Origin of the sequence: uncultured Gimesia sp., from assembly GCF_937910335.1 — a bacterium.
Lineage (GTDB): Bacteria > Planctomycetota > Planctomycetia > Planctomycetales > Planctomycetaceae > Gimesia.
The window spans coordinates 1-13,932 of the sequence record NZ_CALEMX010000023.1 but is presented as its reverse complement, the minus strand read 5'-3'; the positions used below and the strand labels follow the sequence as shown (position 1 = coordinate 13,932).

Here is a 13,932-nt window from a genome sequence, read left to right as displayed (position 1 = left end):
TCACCGGGAATATCCACGCCCGTCGGTTTACCAAAGCCCAACTGGTCGGCCCAATGATAAATCGTCTCCGGCCCCATTTTGCGAGCTGCTTGAAAAAAGTAAACATTGCAAGACTGGCTTAATGCCTGCGACAAATTGATATCGTTATGCCCGACTCCAAAGTGACGATAAATATAATCCCGATGCCGATCTGGTCGATCCAGATAACCACGACATTGATAATATTCATCCGGGTCAATCTTGCCGCTTTCCAATAACGCAATGGCAGTCAGTGCTTTAAACGTTGAACCTGGAGGCAGCATCATCTGAGTCGCCCGCGGAAACAGAGGACGTTTGGGATTGTTGAGTACCGCATTCCATTCTTCCTGCGATGGATTCAATAACAAATTCAGATCATAGCGCGGCGCAGAAGCCGTCGCGACTATCGCTCCGGTTCGCACATCCAACACGACCACACATCCACCTGCAGAAACCTCCAGCGAACTCTCTTTATTCTCTTCAGCAGTCTGTTGTAATCCATCCAATGCCTGATCAAGCAGATCCTGAACCTCTCCCTGTAATTGCGTATTCAATGTCAGTACGACATCATCACCAGACTTCGCTTCTCGAATGACTTCCGTGCGAATAATTTCGCCCTGTCGATTCTTAACAACCCGTTTCAAACCGCGTAATCCACGTAAAAAACGATCATAAGAACGTTCAATTCCCATTTTGCCAATCCGATCTCCTTCCCGATAATCAAGGGGATCTCCATCAGGGAAACGCTGTTTTCGGGCGGCCAGAACTTTTTCATCAATACGATGACGAATTCCAATTTCATGCGGAGCCACTGTTTTCTGCGGATACTCTCGATGTGTCGCAATTTGAATATTCACACCTGGAAAATGCTCCGGATGCGCCGAAATCGCCAGGGCCATTTCTCGGGGAATCCCTGATATGATCGTGTGATAATTCAGTTCTTCGCGTACAACAATCCGGTCTTTCCGTGAACGACGAGGAGGCCTCGTTAATGTCTCTTTCAGAAGCTTCCAGATCCCCATCATTTCATCCGATTTGGTTTTTGCCTTCGATTCGGCAGCCACTTCTAATGGCTGCGTTCCCGCTGACTTCTTAGCTGCTCGCTCATTGACGCTTTCAATGATCGTCTGAATCCGTTCTTGAATTTTCTGGCGAGACGCCTGTAATTCCCCGGGTGTCATTTGCGTCACCTGCGCCAGTTCATCCCAAAGTTGCTGACGACGCCCCAGCACTTTTTCCTTTGCTGTTTCAACCTTGTCAGAATTTCGACGATCTAACGGCTCCAGCAACATCAGCGCCTGCTGCTTTAACCAACGTGCATTGGGAGGTTCTTCCATCCAGCGGTAATGCAACTGCAGGTCAAACTGTTCCACATCCATCGCCAGCACGCGACCATCGATTGAAACAATCCGTCCATCGCGGCTGGGAATCGTCTCGAATGATTCCGTGGTTTGACCAAATCGAGAGTAAAATAATTCTGCACTCATCAACTGAATAAACAGCAGGCGGCCGCTTACCGCCAGTAGAGGAACTACCAGCAACAGCCCCAACAGAAAAACGCGCACACCGGGCATACGATCCACCTGAAACGACTGCCCTGACGCATCGTTATCTGAATGAGGATCATTATTGCCGGGACGATTTCGCATCGAGCTGAAAATTCACTTAGTGAGAAAATCGGGATTTATAAACGGATTCGTTTCGCAGACTCTGCCCGAACTCGATGGGAACGAGTCGCAAAATGATTTTGAATGAGACTAAAAGACCAAAGCCTGCAACAGCGGTATAAAGTGCATTGCCAGCCGCATGATGAGCCAGCGAACTCAGGTTGGGTAATGTATTCGCTTCCAGACGATTCAGTATCTGGAACAAACCATCAAACACAAACGCCAATACGAAGATCAGCACAAAGCGACTGATGAGCGAGCGGATCTGAAAATGTAGTTGAACCCGCAAAGCCACCCAGACCAGACTCGTCAAAAGCAAAACTCCTGTACCGGGTATCGCAGAATCAAAGGTCTCGTAAATCAGCCCTGCCAGAATTCCCCAGAGAAAGACCGTCGCATCCCGGCACCAGAACAGGGTAAAGCACAACATCACTAAGATCAGATTCGGACGACTACCGGCAACGATTGCTTCAGGTACAACACTGATCTGAATGATCAACAGGATATAACAGAGTATTAATAGACTGAATAATTTCAAAAATCGGTTCCTCACTCAGTTTGTCAGCATGCGACGCGGATTTACAATCTTTCGGAGTACGCTTACCTGTTTGACTTCGGAAAGTTTGACGGCAGGCTCAACAATGATCTTCCAGTAAGGAGCCCCTCTAGGGAGTTTGGCATCGATGATACGACCATAGTACATCGGCTGTCCCAATGTCGATTGCATACTCAGGGGGAGTTCTCGATCGACTTCTCCCGTATAAACTTCTTGTCCGATCTGGATCGATTCTGTAGGCGGGATCTGTAATAACTGACATCTCCCTTCACCCATTCCGACGAGAATTCCATCAACGCCCATTTGCAATCCCTGCTCTGTCTTGCGGGCAATTCGCGCTGATCCCCGATAGTCAACCGATGTCACAGGAATCAGACTGCTTGTCCAACGTCCCACTTCGTTGACTTTTCCGATCACTGCCTGCCCGGCATAAATCGAATAACCCGCTTTGACACCCTGCTGCTCTCCCTGATCAATCACAGGCAGGTCCGACTCCAAAACGAACGAGGATTCAAACACGCCTCGCTCACCTCCCTGATTCAACAGTTTTCCTTCTTTTAACAACGCAATGGAGGAATCGCCCAGTAACTCAGCCTCAATCAAATCGGGAACCAGCAACCGTTCCCCCGCCGATGATTGATAGGAGGGAACCCCCGTTTGTTTGAGTCGACCTAGGTCTTCGCTCAATTTCAGAGAATGCAATTCAAGGCGTCGATTTTCCTGCTGTAGTTCAGATAATTTTGTCTCAAGCTGTTTCACATCTGTCAGGGGCAAGGGGGTTTCTGCAGAGGCATATCGCAAGCTTTTGATCTGCTGTACCAAAACCAGACCAGGTTTGGAGGCATCACGAATCAGATTGTACAAGCGGCTTGAATAGGCAGACGGCATCAGATACAGGCAGATGCCTGTCAGAATTGCCAGTAGAGCCAGCTTGATTTCCGATGACCGCGTCGCACGCTTCATAGATCGAGATCCGTCTCTTTAAAAGTCGCCTTCACCATTATCAAAAGTATGCCGCCATTGGCTCAGATGCTCCAGACAGATGGCGGTTCCCCGTGCGACAGAGCGCAGCGGATCTTCGTCTGATCGAACCGGAATTCCCAATTGTTCGCTCATATATAATTCGATCCCCCGCAGCAGGGCACCACCTCCAGTGATCACCATACCATTGTCCGCAAGATCAGCAACCAGTTCCGGCTTGCACTGTTCGATCGTTTGCTTACAACAGTTCAAGATCAACTCCAACGGCCCATGCAGGGCATCGCGAAGCTCCTCACTGGTAACAATGGCCTTACGCGGAATACTACTGATGATATCCAGCCCTTTGACCTCACCCGTCAATTCCTGCTCAAGAGAATAAGCACTCCCCAGATCCAGTTTGAGTTCCTCAGCCGTCTGCACGCCGATACGTAAGGAAAAATGCTGTTTCATATATTCCACAATGGCTTCATCACATTTGTCTCCACCAATTCGAACCGAATTACTCACCACCGTATCGCCGAGACTCATAATGGCTACTTCACTCGTACCTCCACCAATGTCACACACCATGCTCGCCATTGGTTCCGAAATTGGTAATCCGGCGCCAATACCAGCGGCCTTCGATTCCTCAATCAGATACACACGCCCTGCTCCTGCACGTTCGGCACTGTTAAAGACAGCGCGTTTTTCAACTGGCGTAATACTGCCGGGTACAGCAATCACAACCCGTGGCCTGAGTCCGCGTGAATGATGGCGGGCTTTGTGAATGAAGTAACGCAACATGGATTCACAGAGTTCGAAGTCAGTAATCACTCCGTCTTTCAGAGGACGGACAGCGATGATGCTGTCAGGCGTGCGGCCCAACATCTGTTTGGCTAGCTTGCCAACCGCGGTTCCATTACCCAGAATCTTGCGGCTTCCCTTATGCAACGCTACGACCGAGGGCTCATCCAGCGCAATCCCCTCGCCCTGGATAGACACAATGGTATTTGCGGTTCCCAGATCAATCGCCAGGTCAGGGCAGAGCCATTGACGTAAACGGTGCAGCATCCTTGCACTACCGCTTCTTATGAAAAAGAGTAAACTGTTGGAAAGTAAACGCGCGGCAATCTCAGTCGTCAGCCACTAAGAACCCTGCGATTCACGAAACATCCTGTTAAGATTGGGAAAATGTATTCGAGATGGTGATTTTCTGCAAGATGCAGTTACGAAACCACCAACCATAGATAAAACAGGAAATCCTGGTAGCCCAGGATAGACATTCTGGCCCTGGTGCCTGACAATTCATTATGATATTTGCCGATGCTTTATCGAGAGAGAGTGGACAGACTACACATGTTTGATTCGGAAGATGAAGAAGAAATCAACGAAACCCTGGGGCAAGAACAACAATTCTTCATTCTAGGTGGCTCGCTTTTTTCCATTGCATTTATTTTCATTGCCTTCGGAGTAGGCTGGGTATTGGGAGTAAGTCCCCTTCAGCATCTCAACTGGAATTGGATTGATTTACTCATCGGCATCGGCGCGGCACTACCGATGTTTCTATTTTTTCTCATTTCTGTTCGTGTTCCGATTCCCGCATTTGAAAAGATCAAACAATTTCTGCTAGCCGAACTGGGACCCAGAATTGAACATGGCTCAATCCTGGAATTGTTTATTCTCTCCATTTTTATCGGACTGGGAGAAGAGATGCTCTTTCGCGGCGTCTTACAATCCTGGGCATCACAGTATGGAATCATAGCAGCGATCATCTTCACAAATTTGTTGTTTGGAATCGTTCACTCGGTTACTCGTTTGTATGTAGTCATCGCCACGTTGATGGGTGTCTACCTGAGCCTGCTGCTCATCTTGTTCTCGCCACAAAATTTACTGATTCCCATTACAACGCACACCATTTATGATTTCTGCTGCTTCGTCTATATCCTCCGCGTTTATCGTCAGCAGGTCATAGCGGAAAAATCGGAAGTCTAATTAGCTATCTGTTGCGTACCCATAACACTGGAAAGCTTGAACGATGTCTACTTCTCAACGTTTTCTATCTCTTCTCTTTATCTTGTGCGTTGGCCTGATTCTTCCACCAAAATTTGCACACTCAGAAAACGTTCAACTACAAAAAATTAAAACAGCGGCCATTGGTGCGATTCATCCTCGACTTTCTCCTGATGGAAAATCGGTTGTTTTTTCCTGGCAAGGATCGCTCTGGATCAATCCCTTGCCTGAGGGTCCACTACGACAATTAACTTCAGGAGCCGCTTATGACATTGAGCCAACCTGGTCTGCCGATGGAAAACAGATCGCATATATTCATAGCCCCCCTTTCACGACGGGGTTATTAAACGTGATCAATGTCGTAACAAAAACAGCGGTTCCTCTACCCAAAAGAGTCATCGCGCGCGGCAAACTTTATTTTCATCCAGACGGTTCACAGATTTTAGGAAATTTTTACTTGCCGACAAAGAAAATGGGCTTAAGCTGGTTCCATTTGAAAACAGGAGAGTTAAGCCCCCTGCATTCACCGCCTCAATATATCAGATGGCTCGCACTTTCCGGCGATGGTACAACGATCGCCTATGCGAAAACCATGGACCTCTTCGGCCAGCAAACCGGCAATAATGGCCCTCAGGCAGACCTGTGGCAAATTTCGGCAACGGGGGGGCAGCCTCAAAAAATCATGCAATTTCCCAGCCGTATTCATGATCTCGCCTGGGTGGGAAAGAAAAGAGAACTGATCGTCGTGTCTGAGCTGGGAGGCGTGCACAACGATCTTTGGAGAGTCCCCCTCGATGACCCACAGCGACTTATGAAAAAAATGACCTTCGGACAAGCCGATGAAGATCGCCCTTCAACAGACATCAGCGCCTCACAAGTTCTTTATACCGATAACCACAAAGGACTCACTCAACTGGTCTTGCACGACCTGGAGACGAACGACCAAAGTGTGGTGCATTATACCAGACCACGTCTTAAGAAACTTCGGCTTTCCACCATTGATGAACAAACAAAAAAGCCTATCACTACGCGCGTCGTCATCAAATCAGATAAGGGACAATACTTTGCCCCCCTGGATGCGCTCTATCGCGTTTCAATACGTGGTTTTGATTGCTTTTTCTATTGTCGCGAACGGTGCGAAGTCGATTTACCACCGGGAACATATCAAGTGACTGTGCAACGAGGATTTGAATATCGTCCAGTTCATCAACAGATCACAATCGATGCCGATGAACCGAATGATACTCACGAATCGATTACCTTAAAACGCTGGATCAATCAACCTGCCAAAGGCTGGTATAGCGGTGAGAATCACATTCATGCCAATTATGGATATGGTCACTGGTATAACCAGCCAAAGACTGTTCTTGCACAGTGTGCAGGAGAAAATCTGAATATCTGCAATTTGGTTGTCGCGAATTCTGACACGGATGCCGTTTTTGATCGAGAGTTCTTCCGCGGACGTCCCGATCATCTTTCTACACAAGAAACAATTTTGTACTGGAATCAGGAATTCCGCAGTACCTTCTGGGGACATATGACGCTGGTGAATTTGAAACAACTGGTCGAACCCATTTTTACTGGATTTAAAGATACAACAAACCCCTGGGACGTTCCCACAAATAGTGATATCGCTCTGGAAACGCACCGTCATCATGGTCACGCTAACTACACGCATCCCTTTCGCCATTTTGAAGATCCTTATAAAGGACCTTATTCCGCGAAAGGCATACCCGTTGATGTTGCTTTGGGACATATCGATTCGCTTGATATCAATTCCGGTTACCCCACTCCGCTGGGAGCCTGGTACAAATTTCTGAATTGTGGATTTCGATTACCGGCATCGGCGGGAACCGATTGTTTTTTGAATCGGATCCGCAGTCGCTATCCAGGAGAGGATCGCCTTTACGTCAACATCAATGGCCCGCTTGAATATCAAAAATGGATCGACGGGTTGCGTACCGGCCGCTCCTTTGTCACCAATGGCCCGATGCTGGAATTCAAAGTCAACGACAAGCTGGCAGGCTCGGTGATCAAGCTCACCAAACCAGGCAATGTGCAACTCAAGGCAACAGGAGTTTCCCAGTTCCCCCTTGATCTAGGGGAATTGATCCTGAATGGTAAAGTCATTTCGAAGACAAAGCCGAATCAAAAAGGAGAGCTCGTCTTCAATCAACCGGTCAAAGTCGACCAAAGTGGCTGGATTGCATTTCGCGTTTCAGGACCCAAACACGCTGATCACCATGCAAATCGGCTCTATGCACACTCTAACCCTGTCTATTTGGAGGTAGTCGATCAGCCTGTCGAATCAGCCGTCGAAGCAGAGTTGTTCCTGGCCTGGATTGACCGTCTGGAAATGGAATTACATCAACGAAACCGAATTCCGACACCAGAACAACACGAACATGTTCACAAACAACTCAACACAGCCCGTGCCGTTTATCAAAAAATGATTGCGAAATAAGTCAGACACTTTCAAGACTAATTAGCCCATCATTATTCAGCTGAATATGTAAAAAAACAGGCTGACTCGAAAGCCAGCCTGTTTTTGAATGCGTATCGCAGTCTCTCCACAGAAGTTTATTTTTTCTTCTTGCCCGGAATTTTCGGATCACGTTTCAATGGCAATGAAACCTGCTTACCCGTCCATGAAGATTGATAAATCGCCAGAATGATTTCGACACTCTTTCGACCATCGTTACCATCGACCAGTGGTTTCTTGCCGGACTTGATTGATTTAATAAAGTCTTTTAACTGTTCCGTGTGTCCAGCGAAGGATATCGCAGAGGGGTCACTGGCACCGCCCGTATTACCACTCTTTTTCGCAAGATCCTTACGAATTTTTTTGTCATTGGCAAGCTCCTTCTCGAACTCCCAGTGCAAAACATCATCCTGTTCAATAATCACGGTTCCCTGTGTACCAGAGATTTCCGTCTTTTTGAGTAGACCAGGATAAACGCTGGTCGCTGCTTCAATCACACCCAGGGCACCGTTCTTAAATCGAATGGTGGCCACTCCCGTATCTTCTACTTCGATACGTTTATGAGCCAGAGTTCCCGTCATACCGTTTACGTCAGCGACTTCACCCATGAACCAGTATAAGAGATCGACGTTATGAATCGCCTGATTCATATACGCGCCGCCTCCATCCATCAGCCAGGTACCGCGCCATCCGCCACTGTCATAATATTCCTGGGTACGCCACCATTTAACATAGGTATCACCCATTGTCAGTTTTCCGAAACGGCCTTTATCAATCGCTTTTTTCAGTTCCTGATTAGCGGTTCCAAAGCGAGACGGCATAATTGTAGCCAGCTTGACTTTATTTTTTTTGCAGGCATCTATGATTGCATCACAACGCTTCAGTGTAATTTCCAGCGGCTTTTCCACCACCACATGCTTACCGGCTTTCGCAGCGGCGACAGCCGGTTCCATATGCGCACCACTGGGAGTGCATATCGTGACAATATCCACTTTGGGATCTGCCAGCATTTCGTCCAAATCATGATAGGCCGTGCAACCATTCGCTTCTGCAAATTTATCAGCCGAACCTGCAAATCGATCAAAGCAGGCGACCAGCTTGGCTCCCCGAATATCTTCGAGAGCCTTTGCATGAAAATTCGAAATCATGCCACAGCCGACTATTCCAAAACCTGTTGCCATAACTGTTGCTTCCTGTCCTTCGTTCGAAAAATGTTTGTCTCCCACCAGTGTGCATCACTGAATCGGGAGAACGAAAGCTAATTATCAATGGTTAAAACAAAGTTTTACGAAGTATTCCTTATGAATGCAATGCGCGCAGAATCATTTCCCCTGTTTGCGAATAAAAGGCCGCTGATTCAGACCAGATCCGCCTCAATCAACTAACTCGATCTGACAGAATCGTTTTTTGCCAACCCACAACAGAAGACCCGATTCTACAGGAATCGCCTGATCATGAGTTTCGATTTTTGATTTCTCTTCACCCATTTTGGCCCCTCCCTGTTGAATCGACCTGCGCGCATCACTGGTTGAATTACACAGTCCGGCCTGCTTCAACAAATTTGCCGCAGGCAGAGTTCCATCAGCGTTTAATTCAGATTTCGATAATGACACGACAGGGATCTCAGATGGTAGCCCTCCCGAACCAATTTCCTTCTGCCAGCGCTCGGCTGCATCATCCGCGGCACCAGCATCATGATATTCGGTTATAATCGTTTTCGCTAACAGCACTTTCGCGTCCTTGGGATGCCCTTTCAAAATGACGTTCACTTCTTCCAGTGGAAAGTCTGTCAACAATTCAAAAAACATCGGCATGCTTTCATCAGAAAGCTGCATGAATTTTTTCATCATCTCATAAGCAGATTCGCTAATGCCGATGTAATTGCCCAGACTTTTCCCCATGCGGCGGATACCATCGGTGCCAACCAGAATCGGCGACATCACACTCACCTGCTGATGCAATCCCTGATCTTTTTGTAAATCACGGGCCAGCATGAAGGAGTAGAGCTGTTCGGTTCCCCCCAATTCAATGTCAGCTTTGATTTCCACCGAATCCCAGGCCTGCATAATCGGATACAAACACTCATGCAGGTATATCGCGGCTTCTTCACGATAACGTTTGGAAAAATCATCCCGAGTCAGTAACTGGGCCACAGTCACTTTACTGCAGAGTTCCAGAATTTCTGCGAAATTCATTTTGCTGAACCAGTCGCCGTTCCGTACGACTTCCGCGTTGGAAAGGTCAATTACTTTTCCAACCTGATTGAGATAATCGGTTGCATTGGCTTCTACCTGTTCGGCTGTAAGGCGCGCCCGTGTTTCATCCCGGCCACTGGGATCGCCCACAAGCGCTGTATAATTACCAATAATAATGACGGCCTGATGCCCTAACTCCTGAAATTGACGCATCTTCCTCATAGGAACTGTATGCCCCAGATGGAGGTCAATCCCGGTCGGGTCAATCCCGTATTTGATCCGTAATGGAGTACCGGTCTCCCGACTCCATTTGAGCTTTCCCGCCAGTTCCTGTTCAGGAACGATCTTCTCAACACCACGGCGGATTATCGCCAATTGTTCTTCCACAGGCAAAAATTGCATGAAACGTACCAGACTCTATCTCAATAAAGTGAATCTAAAAAAGGGTTTCGACCATTTTGCCGACTCAAACTACAAGCGTCAATCTAGGCAGCAGCATGTTGACCGTTTATTTCCATACGATTTGACCTATTGAGGCATCCCATGATAATATCCGGTTTTTACAGAGGAGCTTCTCACTGAATCGCACCTCTTGTGAGGCGAACTTACAGTATTTGGTCCTGGGAACTGAACTCATTCGACCAGATTTAAATCATTCTGACTTATCATTTTTACAAAGAGTCAAATTTTTCTTCCGCAGAGAGAACAAATGGCATTGATGAAATTCTGCAAAATCCGTTACAAGAATGCTATCTCGAAATTGCTTCATCTCTCATTATAATTCATACTCGACCACAGTCCGCACACTGAAAGTAAAGCCCGTCTTTGATGGACATTTCAACGATACTTCAATTCAAACAGGATCAGGAATTTTCAAAACTCCTGCACCATGATAATTATATCGATCTCACAACGGCCGCCTTAGAACTGGCCCGCGATGATCAACCCGATCTAAAGTTTGAGTCGATTTACACATGGATTCAGCAACGGGCCGCCGAGCTTTCCGGGCGTGTTGCGATGGCCAATGATGACCGAACTCTCCTGCAATGCTTTGTGGACTGTCTAACAAAACAACACGGCCTCAGCGGCAATACGATCTGCTATCATCAGGCAGAGGGCAGCTATTTAAATCGTGTCATAGAAAACAAACTGGGACTACCCATTTCACTCTCGCTCATCTATATGGCGGTCGGAAAAGAACTCGGCATTGATATTCAGGGAGTCGCTGCTCCCATACAATTTCTTGTACGCTATGATTCGCAGGCGGGGCCTCTCTTTCTTGATCCCTATTCAAAAGGTGACATTTACACTGAAGAGGAATGTATAACTCACCTGGCCCAACTGGGAGAATTCCCCCGCAATGAACTCACCAGACTCTTAAAGCCCGCCACTCATCGTGAAATTGTAGTACGCATGCTGATGAACCTCAAACGCATTCATGAAGAACAGCAGGACTACCAGCGGGCATGGAATGTACAACGCAGACTGTTCGCGTTAAGTCCACTTTCTAACACACTCAAAAAAGATCTGGCGGCCCTAAGCTATCAGACAAAACAGCTCAGCCTGGCTGTTGAATTACTCGAAGGCTGTCTGAAAAGTTGTCCTGAATCGGAACAGTCTGATATTAAAATGATGCTCCAGCGAGTGCATACCGAACTGGCACAATGGAACTGATTGAGTCGCTCACTCACTAAACTGGGCAGCAGCAGCCTCAACCTGGAACAGAAATTTGCCGCCACTTTGAAAAAGTCGATCTTCTGAAAATCGGCTCCAGGCCAGGCGAATCACCAGAAACTCCATCACAGGTTTTTCCAAATCGAATGTCACAGCCACTTCTCGAGAAGTAATTGGCTTTCGATGAGAAAAAGAAAAGCCTTCAATGGAAAGGTTACGACCTTGTACGATCTGGAGTTGCGGTCCCAGTTGTTTCGATTTCAGATCGATCATTGCCAGACCAATCGGCCGCTCGCAAGGAATACGATGCCATTTACGACTGCTGAATGCTGCCGGTTCCAGATACCAACTGGCAACAACCGTCTCAGCCAATTTATTTATTTCGGGTATCCGACGCAAACAGGAAAACTGTTGCGTCTCCTGCAGAAAAGCATCCCTCTTATCTAATTCGAGTTCGGGAGATCTAACTTCCTTGGAACTGCTTAATATTCTTCTGCTTTCGTATACATCTACCATGAGACCAGACCTGCTAACTCGACTTAAAATTAATCGAATCGAAAACTTCTTGAAACTGAGTTAAAACGAATCTACCAGTGAAATGCGGAATGGAATTCCAGCATCTTTAGAGAGAATCACGCGCAAAGGAAATGCTATCGGGAGAGCTGCAGGGAGAGAGGTAACTGAAATTTAGTTTAAAAAATATCGCGGGTCAAATTTCATCGGCGAATGAAAGAAGTTCACAACCAGTGAAAACCAATACAATGATTTCAGGTAGAATAATCGGCACCGAAAGGCACCACTGTCAAAAATGACAACGACGCGAATCGCAATACTGATAATGCCTTAGCGTCGAGATTGGTGTTCTCAATTTAAGCGCGAGGTTTATACCGTAATTTTGTTTTCTGAAAGAAATACAGGATCAAGCCTACTGAAATAACTGTTCCAGTTCTGATTTGACTTCCTCAATCACAGGCTTCCAGTCACCCAGTGTTTCCTGTCGAAACAGCCGGGCCGTCGGATACCAGGGACTATCCGTTCGCTCAAGCATCCACCGCCACTCAGGCATCTGCGATACCAGAATCCAGACAGGAACTCCCAGAGAACCGGCAAGGTGTGCCGTCGCAGTATCAGAGGTAATCACGAGATCCATATTTTGAATGAGAGCAGCCGCCTCCATAAATGAACCGGTCTCAGCCTCATATTCTGCCCCCGGCTCAAACAAATCCCATAACGTTTTTAAAGGCTCAATCTGTTCTAATCCATTGACCTGCTGCAAGCTGACGAGCTGCACTCCTTTGACTTCACCGAGAGGCAAAAATGACTCTAACGGAACAGATCGGAAATGATCTCTTGAAAATTTGATATTGCCATTCCAGTTGAAACCGACTTTTTTGCCCTCTTGTTTTGCCAGTACATCAGACCAATATTGTTGCCTATCCGATCCGGGTACTAAAAAAGGAATCTCAACGGGAATGGTTTCCAGACTGGTTTTCAGATAAAGGGGCACACTTAACAAAGCGCATTGATAATCAAAATCAGGCAGTTCGTCCCCTTCGATCAAAATCTGATCAATCTCAGGTGTTAATTTCAAAAGGTCTGCCAATTCCCTCTGACAGAGCAATAAAACTTGAGCGGCTCCTCGCTTTTTTAACTCAATCGCAAACCGAATAAATAACAGCGTGTCACCAAATCCCTGTTCACACCATAACAATATGGTTTTCCCTGCCAGCGATTCTCCCTCCCAGCGAGGACCAGAGGGATTGGAACCAGCAGATGCAGCATCGACGTCTGCCCGTCGGCCCGTCGCTCATAACCCGGCCAACCCGCTGTTAAGTCGCCTTTCAACAACTGCATTGTAGCCAGATTGAACTCGGCAATGGAAAAATCAGGACGCAAGCTGAGCGCTTTCTCGAAATTTTCACAAGCACCCTCGATATTATGTTGCAGCTTGAATGAGTTACCAAGATTATTGTAACCCTCAGGTTGATCGGGGGCCGCCTGAATCGAGCGCTGCGCCGTCTGCACCGCTGCAGGAACATCTCCCAGTAATTCATAGACGTAACTCATACTGACCAGGATCTGATAATGATTGGGATTGCTTTCCAATACGAATTCATATAACTGGATCGCTTCTGCATACTGACGTTCCAATACTAAGACATAGGCCAGTTTCAGCGAGAGATTAAAATCGTCTGGTGTTTTTTCCAGCAGTTCCCGATAGATGCGCTCCGCCTGCTCCAGCTCACCCGTCAGCTTCAATACATCGGCCCACTTCTCGTAGGTTTCCAGATTGTCTTTGTTCAATTCATACGATTTTTGATCCCGCATTTCCCAGATGACTTCCTTCGCTTTGGCATGCGATTTGCGCCA

General features: G+C 47.2%; 12 protein-coding genes. 3 read left to right on the top strand and 9 right to left on the bottom strand.

The window, feature by feature from the left end; all coding sequences use genetic code 11:
* The 4 genes from Q0668_RS00965 to Q0668_RS00950 form a co-directional block, all read right to left on the bottom strand.
* Positions 1–1,667: penicillin-binding transpeptidase domain-containing protein (locus Q0668_RS00965; protein ID WP_298859028.1), on the bottom strand; the 1,667-nt coding region annotated here is incomplete at its 3' end.
* A gap of 16 nt (positions 1,668–1,683) precedes the next feature.
* The gene (locus Q0668_RS00960; RefSeq protein WP_298859026.1) at positions 1,684–2,223 is read right to left on the bottom strand and encodes a hypothetical protein; all 540 of its coding nucleotides are present in this window, start codon (positions 2,221–2,223) and stop codon (positions 1,684–1,686) included.
* 15 nt (positions 2,224–2,238) lie between these two features.
* Entirely contained in the window at positions 2,239–3,204 is a 966-nt protein-coding gene (locus Q0668_RS00955; RefSeq protein ID WP_298859024.1) for a rod shape-determining protein MreC, read from the bottom strand.
* Positions 3,205–3,222: 18 nt separating this feature from the next.
* Positions 3,223–4,272: a rod shape-determining protein gene (locus Q0668_RS00950; RefSeq protein ID WP_298859022.1), complete on the bottom strand. Its 1,050-nt coding sequence runs from the start codon at positions 4,270–4,272 to the stop codon at positions 3,223–3,225.
* 285 nt (positions 4,273–4,557) lie between these two features.
* Here Q0668_RS00950 and Q0668_RS00945 point away from each other — a divergent pair, with 285 nt between their 5' ends.
* Complete coding sequence (locus tag Q0668_RS00945) at positions 4,558–5,193, top strand: CPBP family intramembrane glutamic endopeptidase (RefSeq protein ID WP_298859020.1); 636 nt, start codon at positions 4,558–4,560, stop codon at positions 5,191–5,193.
* A 43-nt stretch (positions 5,194–5,236) separates the two neighbouring features.
* On the top strand, positions 5,237–7,675 hold the full coding sequence (locus Q0668_RS00940) for a CehA/McbA family metallohydrolase (protein ID WP_298859018.1): 2,439 nt from the start codon (positions 5,237–5,239) through the stop codon (positions 7,673–7,675).
* A gap of 116 nt (positions 7,676–7,791) precedes the next feature.
* On the opposite strand, the gene Q0668_RS00935 is transcribed toward Q0668_RS00940, so the two are convergent.
* Complete coding sequence (locus Q0668_RS00935) at positions 7,792–8,874, bottom strand: Gfo/Idh/MocA family oxidoreductase (RefSeq protein WP_298859016.1); 1,083 nt, start codon at positions 8,872–8,874, stop codon at positions 7,792–7,794.
* A 192-nt stretch (positions 8,875–9,066) separates the two neighbouring features.
* Positions 9,067–10,290 carry a tyrosine--tRNA ligase gene (tyrS, locus tag Q0668_RS00930; protein ID WP_298859015.1) on the bottom strand — a complete coding sequence of 408 codons (1,224 nt, stop codon included), beginning with the start codon at positions 10,288–10,290 and terminating at the stop codon, positions 9,067–9,069.
* Positions 10,291–10,716: 426 nt separating this feature from the next.
* On the opposite strand from tyrS, the gene Q0668_RS00925 reads away from it, so the two are divergent.
* Complete coding sequence (locus tag Q0668_RS00925) at positions 10,717–11,562, top strand: SirB1 family protein (RefSeq protein ID WP_298859013.1); 846 nt, start codon at positions 10,717–10,719, stop codon at positions 11,560–11,562.
* Positions 11,563–11,571: 9 nt separating this feature from the next.
* Here the strand turns inward: Q0668_RS00925 and Q0668_RS00920 are convergent, their stop codons facing one another.
* The 3 genes from Q0668_RS00920 to Q0668_RS00910 all read right to left on the bottom strand — a co-directional run.
* Positions 11,572–12,078 (bottom strand): hypothetical protein, encoded by a 507-nt coding sequence (locus Q0668_RS00920; protein ID WP_298859011.1) that lies wholly within the window; start codon positions 12,076–12,078, stop codon positions 11,572–11,574.
* Between the two features lie 409 nt (positions 12,079–12,487).
* The gene (locus Q0668_RS00915; RefSeq protein ID WP_298859009.1) at positions 12,488–13,273 is read right to left on the bottom strand and encodes a glycosyltransferase family 9 protein; all 786 of its coding nucleotides are present in this window, start codon (positions 13,271–13,273) and stop codon (positions 12,488–12,490) included.
* Positions 13,210–13,932, bottom strand: a 723-nt coding sequence (locus tag Q0668_RS00910; RefSeq protein WP_298859007.1) for a tetratricopeptide repeat protein, incomplete at its 5' end; no start/stop codon positions are given. The genes Q0668_RS00915 and Q0668_RS00910, both read right to left, overlap by 64 nt.

Bases quoted from the DNA above. Each gene is read 5' to 3' on its own strand.
- Q0668_RS00955 (WP_298859024.1), bottom strand. From the start codon at position 3,204: ATGAAGCGTGCGACGCGGTCATCGGAAATCAAGCTGGCTCTACTGGCA.
- Q0668_RS00950 (WP_298859022.1), bottom strand. From the start codon at position 4,272: ATGCTGCACCGTTTACGTCAATGGCTCTGCCCTGACCTGGCGATTGAT.
- Q0668_RS00945 (WP_298859020.1), top strand. From the start codon at position 4,558: ATGTTTGATTCGGAAGATGAAGAAGAAATCAACGAAACCCTGGGGCAA.
- Q0668_RS00940 (WP_298859018.1), top strand. From the start codon at position 5,237: ATGTCTACTTCTCAACGTTTTCTATCTCTTCTCTTTATCTTGTGCGTT.
- Q0668_RS00935 (WP_298859016.1), bottom strand. From the start codon at position 8,874: ATGGCAACAGGTTTTGGAATAGTCGGCTGTGGCATGATTTCGAATTTT.
- tyrS (WP_298859015.1), bottom strand. From the start codon at position 10,290: ATGCAATTTTTGCCTGTGGAAGAACAATTGGCGATAATCCGCCGTGGT.
- Q0668_RS00925 (WP_298859013.1), top strand. From the start codon at position 10,717: ATGGACATTTCAACGATACTTCAATTCAAACAGGATCAGGAATTTTCA.
- Q0668_RS00920 (WP_298859011.1), bottom strand. From the start codon at position 12,078: ATGGTAGATGTATACGAAAGCAGAAGAATATTAAGCAGTTCCAAGGAA.